The sequence below is a fragment of the Paenibacillus polysaccharolyticus genome (assembly GCF_900102085.1).
GTDB lineage: Bacteria > Bacillota > Bacilli > Paenibacillales > Paenibacillaceae > Paenibacillus > Paenibacillus polysaccharolyticus.
On sequence record NZ_FMVM01000006.1, the window covers coordinates 91,581 to 113,093 of the forward strand.

Here is a 21,513-nt window from a genome sequence, read left to right on the forward strand (position 1 = left end):
TAACCTTTATGTTCCTAATATTGAGAACCATGCTATTCCTTTATTCAAAGGGATTCTATTCCTCATACAAACAGGCCAGCTTAATTAAGTTTAAGCAGGCCTGTTTGTGTTACAATTTTTGATCACGTCTTTTGATCACGTCATATCTTCAAACTAACGTTGAACATGCTTCCTCCTACTCACAGTCCTAGGACCCGAAATACACATCCAACTTCCCGGTAGGTGGAGTTGTTGCCATCCACACTGCTGCCAGATTATCCGGCCCTTGCGTGTATGCAGTGATGTAGTCACCAATGAGTACGGTAGGTGTAGGTGAATTCCCATTCGGGTCAAATGAAGTTGTCGTGAGTCTGCGACTAGTAAACGTAGCCCCGCCATCAAATGACTCTGCGACGAAGACGTCCAGCAAAAAACCATTGATCTGGTTAGAGTAGTAGATGACCCGAACAGTTCCGGTAAAAGGAGACACGGTAATGGAAGGAAAGAAATTCTGTGTTCCAGCAGGTGCTCCAGTTATGCTCACGGGCTCACTCCAGAGAAGCCCGTCAGGCGACTCGCACATAAACACATCTGTATACCCGTTCCGTGCATCATTCCACGCGGCATATACGGTACCACTATATACGCTGTTGGATATATCAACGTCGAGATTCAGATTCGTCTGCACGCGGAACGCATAATTGGGGACCGGCAGTACTTGAGGTGCAGGAACAACTGAAGCAATCAGGGTCGCCTGATTACTAAGTGGCGGTTGAAACGTAACTCCCCCATCATAGGAAGTTCGAAGCAACGCATACGGGCTGCCCGGGCCAGTGATGATGTATCCTGCATACACCTCCCCCGTAAACCCAACAGCTATGGCTGCCCGATCATGGAATCCCCTTGGACTGGAAATACGCCTCGGAGTTTGCCAAGTTGCGGACTGATCCAATGAAGCTTGCAGGAAAATGGATGAAGCCGCCGTTGCCAGCGGTGTATATCCTACATAAGCATTGCCACGATAAGGACTGCCCGGAGTACGGTCACAAGCTACATATGGCTCATCATTATGAACGATAAGACCATACCCTTGATTCACAAAAACAGGCGGATTCCAGGTTAATCCGTCGTCAAGCGAACGATAACTGATAATCGTACCGTCATTTTCACCATTGAACACATGCACGGTCACAATAAATGTACTCGGAAACGTATAGTCGATCGTAGGCGCCTCGGCTCCTGAATACCCTGTAGGCTGAGGCAAAAGGGAGGTTGTCCAGGTCTGCCCTCCATCGTCTGAGCGATAGAAACCGATACGTGTAGGCCCAGAACTCGTATCCACCGCTACTACACACATGATATTAGGTAACAACTCATTCACCGCAATGGACGGTTCAAACTGGTTGCCTCCCAATGCTCCCGTAATATTCACAACCGGCATTGTCTCCACCCCCACCTTCTTTTCAATGATTTATGGAATATTCGTAAACCGGTCGATCCACACCATTTCGGATTGCAACACACGCTGCGTAATATTGCCCACAGAATCAACACCGTAAGCCAAGATTAATGTGCTGGTTGCACTAAAGAAATCACTCTGCAACTCATAAAAATCTGCGGAAGTTAGCGGATAAATGAGTGTTCGTGATGCCTGCGGACCCACCTGAAACAAATCATGGCCAATGGGAATTCTGGCCGTTTGAGTCGTATCCCAGCGAAATACCTGAAGCTCGATATTGGCCGCTATGTTTAGCGAGTCATTTAGACATGTGACGATCAACTGTATGGCGCGATCTCCTCCAGTCGGAGAGTTATAAAGCAGACCTGTACTATAAGGCAATTAAACCCCTCCTCCCACCAGACCACTGCCACATAAAACGACAGTATAGTATAAAGTATGTTTTTTTGTTCTGAGAGAAATAGTACAAATGAGGAAGTTTGAACGAAAACTTATGAATTAATGCCTGATTTTTTGTAGCATACTTTGTTTAGCAGTCTTGATATAGGACAGAGCACCGCATACTCATATTCTGAGTCATTTGTCAAAACTCAAAAACGGCAAGCCCCTAATGGGACTTGCCGCGTAAAATGGGTTTTATTTCGTTTCTCAATTCGGCCTGTTGTGTAGTGAAATCAGCTTATCTTGTACGGATTGCAGTTTCTGCACGCTGGAAGCATCCGGTTTATCACGCCGGTCATCGATTTTCACGGATGTGGAGACACGCTGGGCTCCTGACAGAAACGGAGCTTCATGTAAAGCCGCGATGGCGGTGAAAACTTCATTTAGCGGACCTTCAATAATGGTGCTCATCGAAGTTAACTGATATGTAATGCCACGTTGTCTTTCCAATATCTTTTGCATGTCTGCTACATAACTGCTCAGACTGGTGGTTCCTGTTCCAATCGGAATAACGGTTACTTCTGCAATTGCCACTTCGCTCTGCCTCCTCTGGGCACCGTTCGAACCGTTGCCGCTCAAGTTTTAGTCGAGTTTTGACTGATTTTATTTTACCAGTTTAAAGTGCTCCAATTCAAACTGACGTGATGACGTCATTCCAAATCCCGTAAATTTTTTTTCGCAGAATCTTCAAATCTTCCAGTCCTTTTCCTTTGCGGATTTCTGGCTTAGATGGTATACTCGGAATTACGTTTTAAGGTTTCCTCCCTGTTTACAAACACTATATGTTGGGGTACATTAGTATAACAACAACAAAATATAGTGAAACGGGATACCCCACTTCTTATAACCAGCATCTGGAATCTATCGAAAAACAAGATGAAATCACCTCCAAAGGCACGTCCCTGTAGGTGTAAATCGCTTTCTCGAAGACAGGGCTGGCATGGAGGTTAACGGGGCTGTTTGGACTGCGTCCGTTAACATTATTCACAGGTATGAAATGATCAGACAAAAGCTTACATACAGCAACTTGTTCTGTCGAAGGCATGCATAGATAAGACTGTCAAAAACCAGAACATGAATGGGCATTTTCAGCCGTAAGGCAAGGGGAATGCTTTTTGTATGAGCAGGTTCTGTCCACTCCTTGTCGCATGATTTCATCCCAAACGTATCTGGTTACTGCCACTGTAGTCCGCAAAATCCGTATTTACTCACCGTTGTAGACCTCCAATTCTTATTTTCAAAGAATTGTTTAATTTATTTTTTTATCATTATCTTTTTATCATGTGAAAGCGAGGAATATTCATGCCACAAGTTGTGACCAAGCCGAACAATCGCCAGCTTGCCTTTGACGAGATGCGTATCTCGGTATATGCCGACCGTATCCTGGAAGGACTGGACATGCTCGACAAGGAACGTCTGGTTCGCGGAGTAACGAGCAAACTTCGTCGTGACGAAGTTACCGGAGATGAGATCAGCAATGCTTTTATGATGAGCGCTCTGGAACTGGTAACGAAAGAAGAGCCGAACTGGAAATTTGCAGCAGCGAGATCCCTGCTTACTTCCCTTTACAAAAAAGCGGCAACCAACCGCAGATACAAATCCTACCCGGACGAACCTTACGGTGCATTCCATCCGCTGATCGTTGACCTTGTCAAAAAAGGCATCTATCGCGAAGAGTTGCTGGAATGTTACACCAAGGAACAGATCGACGAACTTGCGGAGTGCATTGACTATCGCAACGATCTGCTCTTCGATTACATCGGTTTGCTCACACTGGCTGAGCGTTACCTCGCCAACGATTTTGATGGAAAAGTCATGGAATTGCCACAGGAGCGTTACATGGTCATTGCCATGTACCTGATGCACCAGGAACCTGCTGACAAACGTATGGATCTGGTGAAAGAAGCATACTGGGCGATGAGCAACATGTACATGACGGCAGCTACGCCGACGATGTCCAATGCAGGTAAAAAGGTAGCCGGACAGCTCTCCAGCTGTTTCATAGACACAGTAGATGACTCGCTCGAAGGGATCTTTGATTCCAATACAGACGTAGCTCGTTTGAGCAAAATGGGCGGCGGCATCGGCGTGTACCTCGGTAAAGTCAGAGCACGTGGTTCAGACATCCGCGGTCACAAAAACACAAGCTCAGGCGTTATTCCTTGGATTCGCCAGTTGAACAACACAGCAGTAAGCGTAGACCAGCTTGGCACACGTAAAGGTGCGATTGCGGTTTACCTGGACGTTTTCCATAAAGATATCCTGGCGTTCCTCGACCTGAAGCTGAACAACGGTGACGAACGGATGCGTGCGCATGACGTTTTCCACGGTATCTGCCTGCCTGACCTGTTCATGGAGCGTGTCGAAAGTCGTGGCGAATGGAGCTTGTTCTGCCCGCACGAGACGAAAAAAGTGATGGGCTGGAAAGATGAGAACGGCCGTGCACTGGGTCTGGAAGACTTCTACGATGAAACGAAGGGTCAAGGTACATTCCGCGAGAAATATGAAGAAGCCGTGAATCATCCGCTTTTGTCCCGTATTACGGTACAAGCAATCGACATCATGAAACGTGTCATGAAATCACAGCTTGAAACAGGTACACCGTACATGTTCTACCGTGACACTGTAAATCGTTCGAACCCTAACCGGGCACATGGCATGGTGTACTCATCCAACCTGTGTACTGAAATTATGCAGAACCAATCCGCTACCGTGGTGGAAAAAGAAGAACTGGTGACCAAGGATGGTCAGACACGCATCGTGATCTCCAAAGTGCCTGGTGACTTCGTGGTCTGCAACCTGAACTCGATCCACTTGGCTCGCGCGGTACCTCATAACGTACTGGAGCGTCTGATTCCGATTCAGGTTCGTATGCTGGACAACGTTATTGACATCAACAACATTGAGGTGCTTCAAGCCCAATACACGAACAGTCAGTATCGCGCTGTTGGTCTGGGAACGTTCGGATTGCATCACCTGCTTGCGCTCGAAGGCATTCGTTGGGAATCCGAAGAAGCTGTTACCTATAACGATAATCTGTATGAAAAAATTAACTATTTGCTCGTTCAAGCCAGCATGGAACTGTCCAAAGAAAAAGGACATTATCCGAAGTTCAAAGGCTCCGACTGGGAAAGTGGTCATTACTTCGATCAACGCGAGTACACAACGGGTGAGCGCGTAGGCGAATTTGTAACTACAGATCAATGGAAAGAACTGCAATCACAAGTTAAACAAAACGGCGTACGTAACGCATGGATGTTTGCTATCGCACCAAACGGTTCCACCTCCATCATCGCCGGTTCAACAGCAAGTATTGATCCACTGTATGAGCTGTTGTCCTATGAAGAGAAAACAACATACAAAATTGCCAACCCGGCACCGGATCTTTCCGAAAAAACGATCTGGTACTACAAAACGGCATTTATGGTGGATCAACATGCTTCCATCAATATGGCCGCTGCCCGTCAGCGTCACGTTGACCAAGGTCAAAGCTTCAACCTGTATGTTCGTCCAGATATCAAGGCGACAGAGTTCCTGGAATTGCATCTTCACGCTTGGAGAGCCGGCATGAAATCGACCTATTATGTTCGTAGCCGTGCATTAACGATCGAGGAATGTGATTCCTGCGCAAGCTGATCCACATAAGAATGGTAACATCGTGATGGATATGGGCACCTCCATTCTGTCACGCTGATCATGATGACCACCGGGGCATCCCTGTTTTGAATGCAAAATAGCGTTGCCCTGGTTCTTTTTTGCCCAAAACCTGACCACAGCATCGCAAGATGTTAAATATATGCCAGCCAAAACAGTACAAGCTTGTTCTGTCATCGTCGTTATATAGTTTAAATTCATTCAAGGAGTGAACGGATTATGCAAGTACAGAAAATTTTCAATACCGAAGCGCCTAACCAATCGACACGTATTATTGAAGGTGAATGCTCGGGTATCCTGAACTGGAACGACATTCGTATGCCTCATATGTACAAATTGTACAAAGTATTGTTGCTTAACCACTGGATCGCTGACGAGATTCCGATGTCCAAGGATGCTTCCCAATTTGCCCAACTGGACGAAGAAGAGAAACGTACGTTCAAAATTAACATCTCCCTGCTGGCTGTACTGGATTCCATGCAAACGATGTTTGTTGGTGACGTAAAACGTTATTTTACCGACTCTTCCCTGGAAGCGATCTCGGCGATCATCGGACAACAGGAAGTTGTGCATAACCAATCCTACTCCTACGTTCTGTCTTCCATCGTTTCCGATCAGGAGCAGAAAGAGATTTTCGAATATTGGAAACATGATCCGGTGTTGCTGGACCGCAACCGTTTCATCGCGGATATTTATCAAAGCTTCCGGGACAACCCTTCTCCACAGACGTTCTTCCAAGCGATGGTTGCTGACTTGATTCTCGAAGGTATTTTCTTCTATAGTACATTTGCGTTCTTCTATAACCTGGCTCGTGACCAGAAAATGATGGCAACCAGCCAGATGATCTCGTACATCCAGCGGGATGAAAATCAGCACTGCTACTTCTTCGCGGAAGTGTTCAAACAGTTGCTGGTAGACTTCCCTGAACTGAACACACCAGAAAACATGGACTACGTGTACAAAACGATTGACCGCGCAGTTGAGCTGGAAACGAACTGGGCACATTATACACTCAGCAACGTTCGCGGCATCGACCTGAACGAGCTGGAAGACTACATTAAATACACGGCGAACAAACGCTTGCGTCTAATGGGTATGGAAAAAGCGTATGAAGGCGTTGACGTGAACTGTATGCCTTGGATCAAACCTTTCTCCGACGAAGCGCTGAACGCAACGAAAACGGACTTCTTCGAAGCCAAATCCCGTAACTACGGCAAAGTCGGCGACGATAACGGCTTTGACGATCTGTAGAATAACGTCTAACACTGCACACTCTCTCATACGGCTACCCGTATGAGAGAGTGTTTTTTTGTCTCTAAACCTTGTAAAATAGTGGGTAGAGTTTCCTATTCTTTCACGATGAAATGAGGTCTAATCATGGATAGAGAGTTGCTGGAACAGATTAATGTTTGGCATGAACAGGAAGACTATGCGCTCATCGTTAAACGTATTGAGGCATTACCCGAATCCGAGCAGGATGCCGAAACGATCGGACAGCTTGCAAGAGCATATAACAATTTGGAAGAGTATCGCACAGCCATTAAACTATTACAAGGCGTTAAGGAACAAGGCCAACTAGACCCGTTATGGCACTTCCGGTTAGGTTATGCCTACTGTTACGTCGCTGAATATAAACTGGCACAGGCAGCTTTTGAAGAAGCGAATCGACTTGAGCCCAATGATGAGTCTACCCTGGAATACCTGGACTGGATTCGCCCGAAAGCAGCTAAAATGGATCGGGATCGCATTCGCTGGGAGACGGAGCAGGCAGAGTGGGAGCAAAGCGGAACACTAAACCAGCTTCAGGTTGCTTCAGGCACATACGATCCCGCAACATTCTGGCGGTATAGCGATTATGCGCAAGATAACCATGTGTCTTCTCCTTTTGACGAGGAATTAATTCAATCCATTGAACAGGAACTCAGCTACAAACTGCCGGCTTCCTATATTCAGCTAATGAGAACGCAAAATGGCGGTTTTCCTGCGCGCACAACGTTTCCGACCCAAGAAGGTACAAGTTGGGCAGAGGATCATATCGCCATTACAAGCATCTTGGGTATTGGACGAGATAAGATGTATTCCCTTGGTGGAGAGTTCGGCAGTCGCTTTATGATCGAAGACTGGGGATACCCTGACCTCGGGGTTGTCATCTGTGATTGCCCGTCTGCCGGTCATGATGTCGTCATGCTGGACTATCGCTTCTGCGGCCCTCAAGGCGAACCTTGTGTCGTTCATGTGGATCAGGAGAGCGATTATGAAATCACCTATCTGGCACCGAATTTCGAAGTTTTCATTCGGGGCTTGCTGGACGAAGAGGATTTTAATTTGCTTGACGAGGAAGGCTCTGACTCTCTTGATGAAGAACAAGCAATTACTGCTGTATTCACTGAGAACCACAGCGTGTCAACATTCTCTAAAGAAGCCATCGCCCCTTTTAGGTTCATTGATGCAGGGAACGATTCCTATTCCGTCATTCTCAACGCAGGTACATATCTTCAGGATGTCTTTGACTCACGTGCAGATGAAGGTTTCGAAGGTGGCGGGTACGATTGGGCCTCCCTCGCATCTGTCTTTCTTGAAGAAAAGATGCCTCATCTGACTTCGGTTATTCGTTTCGATCCGGAAGCGGATATGTTCTGTGCTTATACAGATGACAAAGAAGCGCTCATATCTTTTATTCTCGGATTCAAGCAGGCATGTGAGCAACGTGATCTTATTCTCGACCTGTTTTCAAGAGCGGAGCTAGACTAAACAGAAAAATAAGGAGCCCTTTTATGACGACTCGCATCTACTTTGCTTCCAATAGTCTCGGTCATGTCTCGGAACCCGATCTGCAACGGGCACTTGATCATTTCAACCTCGGAGAATTAGTCCATTCTCACCGGACAGCTGAAGGGGTGATGGGGCAAACCCTGCTCATTCAAACTACTCAAGGCGAGTTTATTCTGAAAGGCAATCCGTTATACAACGGACAGTTTCAGGAAGAGCAATTTTTCGTGGAGCAACTGGCGGCGCGCACTACCATTCCTGTTCCTGTTCCCTATCAGATTCAGGAGGACACGCAGCTACTGGGCTGGAGTTACGTAATCATGCCCAAGTTGCCTGGAAACCATCTATATGATCCTGTTTTCCAAGCGACTCTAACTTCACAAGATCATAAAGACATTACAGATGTACTGGCTGAAACGTTAGCCGAGTTGCATCACTGGAAAGTTCCGGATGCCGGAGAATACGATCCTGTGGCAGACAAAATCATGCCTTTTGCCGGCTCGTATCTGGACTGGCTGTACGGAAGCATCCGCCACTGGTTACATGATGCGGAGAAGTACTCTGTGATTACTGACGATGATGTAAGCTGGGTGGATGAGCAATTGAGACAGTCCGAGTCTGCTTTTTTAGTCTCGACGGTTCATGAATTTGTCATGGGAGATTTCAAAGTTGAGAACTTTCTTATCCAAAAAACAGATCCGCCTGCATCCTCTTGGAGAATCAGTGGATTATTTGATTTTACGACGGCCTATTTTGGTGATGGCACAGCCGATCTGACGAAAATAACCGCAAGATACCTCCGGGAAGACAGGCCTGATCTGGCCGCGAGATTTCTTCATCATTACCGGGAAAACGTCTGTGCAGACGATGCGGAAAAATGTAAACATTTTCGTTCACGCCTTCTGATTCACCTATTGTATCAACGTATTCTATGGTGGGGTGAGGCGAAGGCGACCAGACAAGTGACCTGGGAAGCTGATCTACCTTTTGCTCCGTGGGCAGAGCGGTATATCGAGAAGGTACTCTCTTTGCTGGACTGAACGTTCTGATTGTAAGACAAGCATGCGGCTTGTAGGTACTAAAGGAATCCGTGACTACCAGATGATATATAAATAACAACTTCATGTGATTGACTTGAAACAAAAATAGCCAGTGATCCTTGTGATCACTGGCTATTATTTGTTGCTCTATAGTAGACTCCATGTCTGTATGAGCTACCTCTTGTCACCCTCATACGAATGATCCACTGAAGTCTATGGTGATCAAATGATTCGAATTAAACTTGTGCAACAGGAGTCTCTTGATGCTTTTGCAAAAACTCTACCATTTTACGATAAACTAAAATTTCATTTGTTTTTCTGGAGAAACCATGGCCCTCATCATCCAATACGATGTACTCGACGTCTACACCTTTCTCCTGAAGTGCGGCTACAATCTGATCCGATTCAGCCTTGACCACCCTTGGATCGTTGGCCCCTTGAATGACTAGCATCGGGTTCACCATCTGATCCAGATACGTAATCGGGGAATCCTTGGTTAAGCGTTCACGGTCACGTACTGGATCACCCAGCCATCTGTCCATCATTGGCTTCCAATCCTCCGGTACAGATTCCAGGAAAGTAAACAGATTGCTTGGGCCAAAGATATCAACTGCTGCACGGAACAACTCTGTATGACGACCTGCAAGTAGCAGCGTCATGTAACCTCCATAACTACCGCCTACTACAAATAAACGCTCTGGCGAGCTAATCCCCTGATCAAACAACCACTCAATACCTGCAACACAGTCCAGTCTCGGTCCTTCGCCCCAATCCCGATTAACCATCTTCACGAATTCAGCACCATATCCTGTGCTACCCCGGAAGTTCGGAGCGAAGATATTGTACCCTTGTGCAAGCAACAACTGAAACATCGGACGGAAAAACTTGGCTTCCGATGCCTGTGGCCCGCCATGTGGCCAGAATACACTGTATCCGTTCGCCTGCTCCGGCTTCGCTTTGAACAGCAATGCTTCAATCTCCAGCCCGTCATAGGAATGGTATCGCACGACATCTGGATATACGAGATCATCCGGGTTCAGACCGGTCACCCGATTGGCTGTTAACGGCTCCCAGGACTCACTATCTGCAACAAGTCGATAGATATTATGCGGCTGCACAGCACCACGTCCGAGAATATACACGTTACCGGATTTGGTCACGTTCACCTGTTCAATCGTATCGAGTGGCATGTCCATGCGGCGAGGTTTTCCAGCACCTTTTTCCAGCGCATACATATGATATTCCGGCCCGGTCAGTGTCCAGATATATAACGTTTCAGATGCCTCATGCCAGCGGATTTCATCTACATCTTCACCCTCAATATGACACAATGCACGGAACTCTCCCGTATCTATGACATACTCAGCTACATAGGCATATGCGGAATCATCGTTGGTAATCAGCAACAAACGGTCATTACCTGCAAATAGAACATATGGAACCTGACTCTGACGCTCGGTAACTGGCACAATAGAATGGGATTCTCCGTTCCGGTGCAGATGAGCAGTCTGATACGTGTTGGAGTACATTTTCAGGATTACATAGGCTTCTTCATTGGGACTTACCGCAATCAGGCTGCTGGTTACCTCTTCTCCCTGATACAAAAGCTTGTCTTCTCCGGTCTCCAGGTCACGAAGGCGTGCATTCATATAATTCGGATTGCCTGAACTGGTGTTATAATATAACCGTTTTCCGTCCTCAGATAAATGAGCATAATAACAGCGGTCACTCGGATCAGCTGGGACAATCGGAAGCGGAACTCCCCCCTCCGGTGGCAACGCATAGAGGTGATAGTTTTCGTTCCCATCTCGATCAAAAGCAGTCAGCAGATGACGCCCTTGCGGATCAGCTTTAATAAATTGACTGCTTTGGTTCAAATACGTCAGTGGATACGGATACCCTCCCGGCAAGTCCATCGCCCAAATATTCGGCTGACCATTCAGGTTGCTATCCATATACAACTTTTTCTCATCCACTGATACGGCAAAATGCGAAATACGATACGTCTGAAAATACTGCTCTACATCCGGTTTCGGAAACTGAATCATGACAAACCTCCTTAAGATTAAACTCATGAATTTAACATTGGTAAATTAAGGTTCCATTTGTCCAGTTTATCGTTTATTCCATTGTTTTCACAATAGATATGTGAGCTTTAATTCCATTTTCTTTTCTAATAACGACTGCTATACAACGAAAAAGACGGCATCTTGGTCGATGCCGCCCTTAAGTTTGCTGTACTGAGATTACCCTCAGTTATTGATCCATTTCTCGGCTCCACTAGGCAATACGTTGTAGTGATGAGACTGTGAGGCCTCCTCAATATCCGCAAAAGCCCAGTGAGTTGAAGAAACATCCTTCCATGTCGGAGTTGTTACACCCGTTAACGGGCCGCGTTTGAGCAAACGATTCATCATCGTTACGAGCTCAGCACGAGTAACGCCATCATTGGGACGGAATGTTCCATCCGTGTACCCTTTAACAATGCCTTTCTGCACCAATACGGCTATGCTTGGCGCTGCCCAATGATTCGTGATATCCGTGAACGAAGTTTCTCCCGAACCATCTGTCGTCAGTTGCTGCCAGCGTACAGCCAGCACAGCGAACTCTGCACGGGTTAGTGCACGATTGGGTGCAAACTGATCTGTCGTGATCCCCAGCATGATCTGCTTGGAATGTAACTGACGAATAGCTTCGTACGCCCAATGCGACTGAGCAACATCCGAATAACCTCCGGAAACAGACGGATCTGGCTGACTGCCGTTTTCCAGCATAACACGCCACAACATGGACGCAAGCTCGGCACGGGTCGTTGTTTGTGAAGGACGGAATGTACCGTCTGGATAACCCTGAATGTAGGCCGCATGCTCACCTGAAGCTCCTGGCTGCGCAGGCGTCGGTGTTTCTTCTGGTGTTGAAGGTTTAGTTCCCGGTGTTGGGGTAGATGCTGGAGAAGTGCTTCCACCTCCGGCATTTCCACCATCCGATCCGCTTCCACCTCCGGAAGATGAGTTGGCTGGTTGAACGTGCAGAATCGTAAATGTACTGAACTTGTTAATGGTAATAGCAATACCTTCAATTTGCCCATTTGCATCATATTGAACCGTTCCACGCTGTAACGCAATCTCACCGTCACTGTGCTGGATATAGACATATAAATCAGCAGCATAAGCGGCTTGCTGTGAGACACTGCCTGTTGGCAGGTTCAGCTTAGATGCCGGGAACAGCAAGGTTGTATTGTAGGAGCTGTAATTGGTTTCAATCGTCATCGGTGTCCCAATCTGGGATGCCGTACCCGTGCTCGCAGCCTGTTTTACAAGTGGATCAGCGAGCGCTTGCTCCTTCACTTGTGTGATCTGGCTTGCTTGTCGAATCGGTACAAATCGGAAGAATAAACTTTGACCTGCTGTATTCAGTTGCGACAATGTAGACTTGTCCAGCATGATGTGAGCATAATCGGTCTCCAATGTCAGATCCACCACACCCGCCAATGGATCATAGGAAGAAGCGGGTACATCGATGGTCACCTCATCGGCCGGATCGGTTGGAGTATCCGTAGCGACTACACGTACATTGCTTTCATTATTAGTAACCGCTGATTGCAATGCATTAGATAGCTGAGATGTTGTAGCGATAACTTTATCAATCTTGTTACCGTCCGACAGCTCCTTGCGTGTAATCGGTGTCTGCTCGACATCGGTGTTGCTGGTACCAATCCGGATAGGCACGTTTCGTGTAACTCCAGAGCTAACGACACTTAATCCCTGTGGTTTGACAACAATCAGGAACGTTCGGCTCATTTTTACATTTAGATACTCTATACTAGCCGTCAAGATAACAGCCGACTCTTGAGAAGCCGGACGTGTCACGGTGCCATTACTCTCTACGATATCGGGTTTGCTCGTGTTCCATACGACCGGAAGGTCATCTTGAGTATTCGTTAGCAGTAAATCACGTGTGACAAACTCCCAAGTATCGTCACCTGTGTAACCGATGGTTAAGTTGTTCAGCGCTCTCCTTACTTCATCTTGAACAGAGGTACGAATCACCTCGATGATATAGTTTGCTTCTGTTATGCCATCCTGGGCGGTAACGTTCAGTTGAATTGTATTTGTTCCAACCTGAAGGTTAGTCACATAAGCGTTTATACTACTATCGTAAACTGCACCTGTGACCGTCAAGTTCGATAGCTCATTTTGTAATTCTGCCTGTACTTCATACTGTTCCACATGGTTTGCTACATGAACAGTGTACTTGGTAACAGCCGAATCAAATGCAGGCGTCAATGCTTTTGGCAAACCAGATAATGCCTTCAGACGTGCATCTTTATTCGGTTCGCGCATGACAACTATAGTATATCTTTGGCGCGTCTTACCATCTGCTGCAAGCACTTCAATGGTAATCGTATTGCTACCTGTCACCAATGAAATTGGAGTAGATGCTAACCCACTTTGAACAGCAGTTCCATTTATTCGAATGGTTGCATGACTATCCGCTGCAGTTGGTGTAAACGTAATTTGATACACATCATCTGTTACATTCGCTACATAGTTGATTTCCATTGGTAAAAACACTGGAATAAGTGTGCCTGACGATATATCCAGCCCGTTAAGATAAGCATTGGCCGACAAGAAATTCACATTAGCCACATGGCTCAGCAACACACTGTCATTGACTACCGTAGCCGTGTACACCACGTTTTCAGTCGTTGTATTCGTAGCGGTAAAGCTGGCTACACCGTCCACATTCGTTGTCGCTTGAGCAGGTGAGATCAGTGATCTGCCGCTTCCTTGCTGCAAGGTCACATTACGACCTGCAATCACATTGCCGTGAATATCTTTTACCGTCACCGAAATGGTCGAAAAATCAGAGCCATTCGCGGAGGCACTTGCTTTGGAAACTGTAATTTGCGAAGTCGTTCCGTCCGCAGCACCCGGTGTGAATGTAACAGGTACGGGATGCGGGCTCAGCGTCACACTGCCAGCAATAGCGGTATAGGTTACACTTTCCGCCTTCGTGCTTGTCAGGGTAAATGTCGCGACACCGTTCCCATCTGTCATCACACCAGCCTGTGGCGTGATCGTAGAACCTCCACTTCCTTGTGATAACGTGACATTTTTATTACTGATGGGATTGCCTTGACTATCTCGGAGCGTCACGGTTACGGTGGCACTATCCGTATTGTCAGCAGCAACGGTTGTTTTTGACACGGTTACTGTGGACAGAGCTGCATCCACCGTACCTGGATCAAAGGTAATTGCTCCCGTCTGTGTGATGGTCACACTATCTGTAGTATTGGTAGCGGTATACGTTACCGTCTCTGCTTTATTGTTCGTTACTGTGAATACGGCCTGTCCGCCCGCATTCGTCACGACAGCGGTCGACGGTGTGATCGCCGAGCTTCCGCTTCCTTGCGATAGCGTTACATTTTTACCGCTAATCGGATTGCTGTTAATATCGTTCAATGTCACGGTTACTGTACTGCTATCCGTTCCATCTGCCGATACATTTGCTTTGGAAACAACGACTTTGGAGGCCGATGCACTAACTGCACCTGGCTGGAAGGTTACACCCGTTGTAGCCGCAAGCGTCACACTGCTCGACACAGCGGTATACGTGACCGCTTCTGCCTTCGTGCTCTTCACAGTAAAAGTAGCCACACCACTCGCATCCGTTGTTCCTTGCGTTGCTGTAATCGTCGAGCTGCCACTGCCTTGAGACAGCGTCACATTTTTGCCGCTAATGGCATTACCGCTACTATCTTTTAAATGAACGGTAATCGTTGCGGTATCTGTATTATCGGCAGCTACATTCGCTTTGGATGTGCTGATCGTGGATAGATTGGTATCTACCGCGCCTGGATCAAAAGTGACACTTGCGGTCTGCGTAATCGTAATCGAATCTGTTGCATCCGTTGCTGTATAGGTCACCGTCTCAGCTTTTGTACTTTTAACGGTAAATGCAACCTGACCACTCGCATTCGTCATGACTGCGGTCGATGGAGAGATGGTCGAGCTTCCACTTCCTTGTGCAAGTGTAATGCTCTTGCCACCGATCGGATTACCATTGCTATCGGTCAACGTCACCATAATAATGCTGGTATCTACGTTATCTGCCGATACATTCACTTTAGATGCTTCGACTTTGGATATAGAAGCACTAACCGAGCCCGGCTGGAAGGTCACGCCTGCTGTAGCCGTAACTGTCACACCGCCTGCTGTAGCGGTATACGTGATACCTTCTGCCTTGGTACTCTTCACGGTAAAGGTTGCGACACCGTTCGCATCGGTTGTTCCCGGCGTTGTTGTAATGGTAGAGCTTCCACTTCCCTGGCTCAGTGTTACCGATCTATTATTGATCGCATTGTTACCTGCGTCTCTCAGCGTGACGGTGATAGTCGCACTGTCGACATTGTTCGCAATCACATTCGCTTTAGAAGCAACGACGGTGGAGGCTGCCGCATCCACTGCACCGGGTACGAACGTAACAGCTCCCGTTTGCGTAACCGTAAGGTTATCCGTTGCATCAGTTGCCGTATAGGTCACCGTTTCTGCCTTCACGCTCGTTACAGTGAATACAGCCTGACCGCTGGCATTGGTCGTTACAGCTGTCGATGGATTAATGGTAGAGCTACCACTTCCCTGCGATAACGTTACACTTTTGCCACTCACTGTATTGCCATTGACATCGTTGAGCGTGACGGTCACTGTACTGCTATCGCTTCCGTCTGCAAACACGCTATTTTTAGATACCGATACAGTCGACTGCGAAGCGGCAACAGCTCCGGGTTGGAACGTAACGCTAGCCGTGGATGCAGTGGTTGTGCCGCCTGCTGACGCGCTATAGGTTACCGTTTCTGCTTTGGTGCTTTTGACTGTAAAGGTTGCAACTCCACTCGCGTTCGTCGTTCCTTGAGTCGCGGTAATGGTCGAGCTGCCGCTTCCTTGCGCTATGGTAACGGCTTGACTACCAACTGGATTATTATTGATATCTCTTAATGTTACCGTAATCGTCGCATTGTCTGTATTATTCGCGATCACATTGGCTTTCGATGCGGTAATCGTTGAGGTACTTGCATTTACGGCTCCCGCCTGGAACGTTACCATTGGTGTACTCGTAAGCGATACACCATTCGCAGATGCTGTATAGGTTACGGCTTCTGCCTTCGTATTTCTCACTGTAAAGGTAGCCACACCACTGGCATTCGTCGTGGATAGCGTTGGTGAGATGGTAGAGCTGCCGCTTCCTTGTGACAGTGTGACGTCTTGGCCAGTAATCAGATTGTTATTGGCATCCTTAAGTGTAACTGTAATGGTGGAGCTACTCGTATTATTGGCTGTAAGTGTAGTTGGGGAAGCGGTGACCGTTGATTGTCCTGCACTGACTGGCCCCGGCTGGAACGTTACACTGGCTGTTTGCGTGATCGTTACGGCATCTGCCGCTATCGATGCGGTATAGGTCGATTGCTCTGCTTGGGTATTTGTTACGGTAAACGTAGCTACACCGCTTGCATTCGTAACTTGTGAAGAAGGTGAGATCACGGAGTTACTTGAGCCTTTTGTTAATGTAACGGTCTTTCCGCTAAGTAGATTGTTACTCGCATCCTTGACGGTTACGGTGATTGTAGAGCTAGCTGTTCCGTTTGCTGTTACAGTTGTTGGAGATGCGGTCACTGTGGATGTATTCGCAGCGGCAGGTGGTCCACCGGCAACTTCAGTTAAAAATGGTGCCTGTGAAGTAACCTCAAATCGGTTATCCGTACTGGGCTTACTTGAGCTTTCAGGCCCTGTAATAAGAAACTGTACGACAGTTCCTGCTTTTGCTTTTACTGCACTATCTACATCAAATGTCAAATTTGTACCGTTAGAGAGCGCACTTGCAATAGCTGCTGCATTTTTAGTATCCAGCAATGTGAAATTGGGATTACTACGTAGAGAGGTCATTGTTTCCGGCCACAAAGAAGGATCGGTTTGTTCATAAACTGGACTATAATTGGTCGAGCCCGTATATTGCCATACTTGTAAAATAGGAGGATACGCAGCATCCGAAGTATCACTTAAGCTATCTAGCTTTAACGACAATACAGCCTTTTGTCCACTAGATGGAAACCCACTAGTCGGGATGCTATATTTTGCAAAAGCGCTCATCAGCTTCACGCTGCTAGTGCTACTCCCACCAATAAGAAGTAATCCATTGGTAAGACTTGTACCATCGGAGAAGTCAGAATATCCATATTGGAAATCATGCGTTCCCAGCTTTCCAGTAAGCCCGTTGTTCGTCTGGTTATATTGAATACTCTGTCCTGCTGCTTCAGAGGTCTGCGATCCTCCTGGAAATGTATTGATAACGAGCAGCACACACAATACTCGAATCATATAACTCTTTAGCCTTTTGTTCATGTCATTACTCCTTTAAATGGACAATCTCTGTATATCCCTTGAATCAACTGCAGGTATGGCTAAGAACGTTTTCAATGTTATCTTTTGATAACCTAATATGGGGGCTAATCTTTGTGGGTCAATCCCTCCTATGGTTTAATTCTTTACTAAGTTAAATTATCGGTTTTTTCGGCATAGTTGTATAGAATTTTAAAGAATTCTTTAAATTTAAAATAGAAATTCAAAAGTTTTACTCCAGCCACATCGATCCTACTCTTTTGTACAGCACAAACAGACGGTCATCATATAGACAACCGCCTCTCCAAAGCCTTGATGTATAGTTAAGTTATTCCGAATAAAAGGTCATATGCGGTTTAGCCTCACGATAATAGTCCAACCGCTTCTTCAAGCTGCCTGTATGTAGTTCAAATAGATGCCCGTCCGGGTCTGTAAAATAAACCGATCTCCCATCCCGTTCATCTCTCGCTCTTCCGGAAATAATGTCCGCACCTGCGGCTCTTAACTGCTCCACCGAAGCGTCAAACTCTTCTTCTTTTACCGTAAACGCAATATGGGTATAGGTTCGTTCCGTATAATTTCGAAGCACATCCTCCTGATTCAAAGCAATCCAGAGGCCCGCCAGTTCGAAGTAGGCCAGTTTGTGTCCTTTCACCTGAATTCGGGCACCGAGAGCCTGCTCAAAGAACGTAATAGATCGCTCCAGATTCGATACGGAAAAGCACAAATGATTAATTCCCTGAATGTTCATAGGGCTCCTGACACCTCCATCAAATTTAAAGGGTTACTCCCTTATTATGGTATATATTTTCGGTAGAACACAAGCTTATAGCACGGCCAAACTGCATCTTTTTCGGGATGAATGCATAGGGTAGGCTTATCAAGGAACGTTCGAGGAGGATATGCAAACCATGAACCCTGTCTATCCATTTTACGGTGAGAAGACGGTATGCAAACCACAGAAGTTAGCTTTTCCGCCCCAGCATCAGGATCAGCAGCCCGGTCTGGAATCGCTGATGGTGCCCGAACCGATCAGTGAAGACCCTGCTTATATTGGCAGTTGCAAACTGCAAGGCAAAGTTGCGATTATCACAGGCGGCGATAGTGGTATCGGTCGGGCGGCGGCGATTGCTTTTGCCAAAGAAGGTGCAGATGTTGTGATCGCTTATTTATATGAACGAACGGACGCGGAATGGACACGTGACCGAATCCTGGAGCTGGGTCAGCGCTGTCTGCTCATCGAGACGGATCTGCGACTAAAACCAAACTGCGAAGCCGTCATTCGCAAGACAATGGAAACGTTCGGAAAAATCGATATACTGGTCAACAACCACGCCGTACAGTATGTACAGCAAAGCATTGTCGACATCACCGAGGAGCAGCTCTATCATACGTTTCAAACAAATGTGTTCTCGTATTTCTTCCTGATCCAGTCTGCTCTTCCCCATCTGTGCCAAGGGGCGTCCATCATCAACACCGCCTCCATTACAGCTTACAAAGGTGATGTGCGACTCATTGATTATTCATCGACCAAAGGCGCTGTCGTCTCCCTCACCCGTGTACTCTCCCAATCGCTGGCTGACAAAGGCATCCGTGTAAACGCCGTGGCTCCGGGACCCATCTGGACTCCGCTTATTCCTGCCAGCTTCTCGGCTGAAGATGTGCAGGTATTCGGTACCGATACACCTATGGGCCGAGCAGGTCAACCTTACGAGCTAGCTGCAGCCTATGTCTATTTGGCGTCACGCGATTCCTCCTACGTCACCGGCGAATGCATCCATGTCAACGGTGGCGATATGGTTACAACGTAAGAGATACTGGCATGAGTATGTGTACATTCAAACGGCTTTGCTTATATTCTATGTTCTTGCCCCTTGATGTCAGGTTGGATTTGGATGTTTTGGCAGGAGATTGGCTTGTCGGTTGCGAAAAGGGTTAGAAGCTACACTCCGGTTAAACAACGGAATCTGACATCTCGTGACAAGGAGCTGATTGACGAATGAACTTTGATCCCCTCTACCAACCTTATTCCTCGTACCGTGTGCCGGTATACGCCAAGCAAGGCATGGTCGCCACGTCGCAGCCACTTGCTGCACAAGCTGGTCTGGATGTGTTGAAACAAGGCGGCAATGCGATCGATGCCGCCATCGCCACAGCGGCAGCACTCACCGTGCTGGAGCCAACCTCCAATGGCATTGGTGGCGATGCCTTTGCCCTCGTCTGGACGGAGGGCAAGCTGCATGGCCTGAATGCCAGTGGACCTGCGCCTCAGAGCATTTCGATTGAGGCGCTACAGGCGGCAGGCTATACGGAGATGCCGAAGCTGGGGGTTGTGCCGGTGACGGTGCCTGGCGCACCGGCGGGTTGGGCGGAGCTGAGCCGTCGGTTTGGACGGCTCACGCTGGCGCAAGTGCTGGAACCGGCCATCCGCTATGCGGAGGAAGGTTATCCGCTTGCGCCGGGGCTGGCCCGCCACTGGGCACGGGCAGCCGAGGTCTATGCACGCCAGGGCGATGCGGAAGCAGGGCGTGCATGGTTTGAGACTTTTGCCCCTGGCGGACGTGCACCCGCGGCGGGGGAACTATGGCGCTCGCCGGGCCATGCGACCACGTTGCGCCGGATTGGCGAGAGCGAAGCGCGAGACTTTTACGAAGGAGAACTGGCGGAACGCATTCATGCTTTTATGGCAGAACACGGCGGTTACCTGACACGAGATGACCTGAAGGCTTTTCAGCCGGAATGGGTTGATCCGATCTCCGTTTCCTACCGGGGTTATGATGTATGGGAGATTCCGCCGAACGGGCAAGGACTCATTGCCCTATCCGCACTCAATCTACTGAAGGGATTCGACTTCGCCGAGAAGGAATCCGTCCTCAGTTATCACCGACAGCTGGAAGCGATGAAGCTGGCTTTTGCCGATGGAGAAAAATACATTACGGAAGAACGAAAAATGGGCGTATCCGTGGAAGATTTGCTGTCCGAAGCCTACGCCGCAGAACGGCGCAAGCTGATTGGGGATACCGCACGTGCGCCCGAGGCAGGCGATCCACGCGGAAGCGGAACCGTTTATCTGGCTGCGGCAGACGGCGAAGGCAACATGGTTTCTTTTATTCAGAGTAACTATATGGGCTTTGGTTCAGGACTCGTGGTGCCAGGCACAGGTATCGCACTCCAGAACCGCGGACATAACTTCTCGCTGGACCCGCAACATGCGAATGCACTGGAGCCGGGTAAACGCACGTATCATACGATTATCCCCGGATTCCTCACCCAAGGCAGTGAAGCGGTCGGACCATTCGGGGTCATGGGCGGTTTCATGCAACCTCAGGGTCATGTGCAGGTCATTATGAATACGATTGATCATCATCTGAATCCGCAAGCCGCTCTCGATTCACCTCGCTGGCAGTGGATTAAAGACAAAACGATACTGGTCGAGCAAGGCTTCCCTTCTCACGTTGCCCAAGCGCTGGCTCGCAGAGGACATAATATCCAAACCGAGCTCGATTCGTCCCAATTCGGACGGGGGCAGATCATCTGGCGCAACCCGGACACAGGTGTGTTATGCGGCGGAACGGAAAGTCGGACGGACGGCTCGATTGCGGCGTGGTAGGAAATCCATAACGTGATGAATGTAAAGGTTGAGCAAGGCAATGTAAAGCAAAGCAGAGCAGAGTAGAGTAGAGTAGGATTCTCGCTCTACTTTGCTTTTTTTGTTTTTTTACGGCATCACGATGCCAACTCATAAGTTCTTATAAGAATGATTAAACAACATCAT

General features: G+C 47.7%; 12 protein-coding genes. 6 read left to right on the forward strand and 6 right to left on the reverse strand.

The genetic code is table 11. The features are described from left to right. Positions 1-187: 187 nt before the first annotated feature. The 3 genes from BLQ13_RS09815 to BLQ13_RS09825 all read right to left on the reverse strand — a co-directional run bounded on the left by BLQ13_RS09815 (position 188) and on the right by BLQ13_RS09825 (position 2,413). Positions 188-1,420, reverse strand: a complete 1,233-nt coding sequence (locus tag BLQ13_RS09815; protein WP_090918638.1) for a sialidase family protein — start codon at positions 1,418-1,420, stop codon at positions 188-190. Positions 1,421-1,450: 30 nt separating this feature from the next. Beyond that, positions 1,451-1,819 carry a hypothetical protein gene (locus BLQ13_RS09820; RefSeq protein ID WP_090918640.1) on the reverse strand — a complete coding sequence of 123 codons (369 nt, stop codon included), beginning with the start codon at positions 1,817-1,819 and terminating at the stop codon, positions 1,451-1,453. Between the two features lie 267 nt (positions 1,820-2,086). Further along, on the reverse strand, positions 2,087-2,413 hold the full coding sequence (locus BLQ13_RS09825; RefSeq protein WP_090918642.1) for an MTH1187 family thiamine-binding protein: 327 nt from the start codon (positions 2,411-2,413) through the stop codon (positions 2,087-2,089). Positions 2,414-3,181: 768 nt separating this feature from the next. Here BLQ13_RS09825 and BLQ13_RS09830 point away from each other — a divergent pair. The 4 genes from BLQ13_RS09830 to BLQ13_RS09845 all read left to right on the forward strand — a co-directional run bounded on the left by BLQ13_RS09830 (position 3,182) and on the right by BLQ13_RS09845 (position 9,342). After that, entirely contained in the window at positions 3,182-5,515 is a 2,334-nt protein-coding gene (locus BLQ13_RS09830) for a ribonucleoside-diphosphate reductase subunit alpha (protein WP_090918644.1), read from the forward strand. Positions 5,516-5,752: 237 nt separating this feature from the next. Further along, positions 5,753-6,784, forward strand: a complete 1,032-nt coding sequence (locus BLQ13_RS09835) for a ribonucleotide-diphosphate reductase subunit beta (RefSeq protein ID WP_090918646.1) — start codon at positions 5,753-5,755, stop codon at positions 6,782-6,784. Positions 6,785-6,910: 126 nt separating this feature from the next. Next, positions 6,911-8,284: an Imm51 family immunity protein gene (locus BLQ13_RS09840; RefSeq protein ID WP_090918648.1), complete on the forward strand. Its 1,374-nt coding sequence runs from the start codon at positions 6,911-6,913 to the stop codon at positions 8,282-8,284. A gap of 23 nt (positions 8,285-8,307) precedes the next feature. Then, a complete protein-coding gene (locus BLQ13_RS09845; protein ID WP_090918650.1) occupies positions 8,308-9,342 on the forward strand; it encodes a phosphotransferase family protein in 1,035 nt (344 codons plus the stop codon). Between the two features lie 236 nt (positions 9,343-9,578). On the opposite strand, the gene BLQ13_RS09850 is transcribed toward BLQ13_RS09845, so the two are convergent. The 3 genes from BLQ13_RS09850 to fosB form a co-directional block, all read right to left on the reverse strand. Next, positions 9,579-11,390 (reverse strand): S9 family peptidase, encoded by a 1,812-nt coding sequence (locus tag BLQ13_RS09850; protein ID WP_090918652.1) that lies wholly within the window; start codon positions 11,388-11,390, stop codon positions 9,579-9,581. Positions 11,391-11,594: 204 nt separating this feature from the next. Further along, the gene (locus BLQ13_RS09855) at positions 11,595-17,741 is read right to left on the reverse strand and encodes an Ig-like domain-containing protein (RefSeq protein ID WP_090918654.1); all 6,147 of its coding nucleotides are present in this window, start codon (positions 17,739-17,741) and stop codon (positions 11,595-11,597) included. A gap of 325 nt (positions 17,742-18,066) precedes the next feature. Beyond that, positions 18,067-18,489 (reverse strand): metallothiol transferase FosB, encoded by a 423-nt coding sequence (fosB, locus tag BLQ13_RS09860; RefSeq protein WP_090918657.1) that lies wholly within the window; start codon positions 18,487-18,489, stop codon positions 18,067-18,069. A 160-nt stretch (positions 18,490-18,649) separates the two neighbouring features. On the opposite strand from fosB, the gene BLQ13_RS09865 reads away from it, so the two are divergent. Beyond that, positions 18,650-19,549, forward strand: a complete 900-nt coding sequence (locus BLQ13_RS09865; RefSeq protein ID WP_090918660.1) for a glucose 1-dehydrogenase — start codon at positions 18,650-18,652, stop codon at positions 19,547-19,549. A gap of 188 nt (positions 19,550-19,737) precedes the next feature. Then, a complete protein-coding gene (locus BLQ13_RS09870; RefSeq protein ID WP_090918662.1) occupies positions 19,738-21,348 on the forward strand; it encodes a gamma-glutamyltransferase family protein in 1,611 nt (536 codons plus the stop codon). The last annotated feature ends 165 nt before the right edge of the window (positions 21,349-21,513 follow it).